This window comes from Vibrio sp. 970 (assembly GCF_033339075.1).
In genome coordinates this window covers 1-626 of sequence record NZ_JAWOTW010000478.1, presented here as the reverse complement: position 1 = coordinate 626, position 626 = coordinate 1, and the positions used below count along the sequence as shown (strand labels likewise).

The window sequence follows — 626 nt, the reverse complement described above, 5'->3', positions numbered from 1 at the left end:
TTGCCTCGGTGCAATCGGTAGTGCGCAATTTGCACTCATTCAAAACCCAGTTCTCCCTTCTGGTTATCGATGAATGTCACCGTGTGCCAGACGATAAAAACAGCAGCTATCAAAAAGTGATTACGCACCTTCGAGAGCTCAACCCTGGCATCAAAGTTTTGGGCTTAACGGCAACACCGTATCGTTTAGGAATGGGATGGATTTATCAATACCACACCCGAGGTCAAGTACGCACTGAAGAGTCGCGCTTTTTCCGCGACTGCATTTTCGAGCTGCCGATCCGTTACTTGCTCGACGAAAACTTCCTCACCCCCGCACGCATGATGGATGCGCCCGTTTTGTCTTACGACTTCTCGCAGCTGAAACCCGCTAATACCGGACGCTACAAAGAAGCGGAAATGGACATGGTTATCGACAAAGCCAAACGCGCCACTCCTCAGATTGTGGAACAAATCATTCAATACGCGAGAGAGCGTAAAGGCGTGATGATCTTTGCTGCAACAGTTCGACATGCTCAAGAAATTCACGGCCTGCTGCCAGAAGGCGAAACCGCCATCGTCATTGGTGACACTCCAACGCCAGAGCGCGATGCGATCATTCAAGCTTTCAAAAATCGTGAAATCAAA

Annotated in this window: 1 protein-coding gene; it reads left to right on the top strand. The window is 49.4% G+C overall.

Annotated features, from left to right (window positions below; translation table 11 throughout):
* Positions 1-626: DEAD/DEAH box helicase (locus R7Q11_RS27415; protein ID WP_225467138.1), on the top strand; the 626-nt coding region annotated here is incomplete at both ends.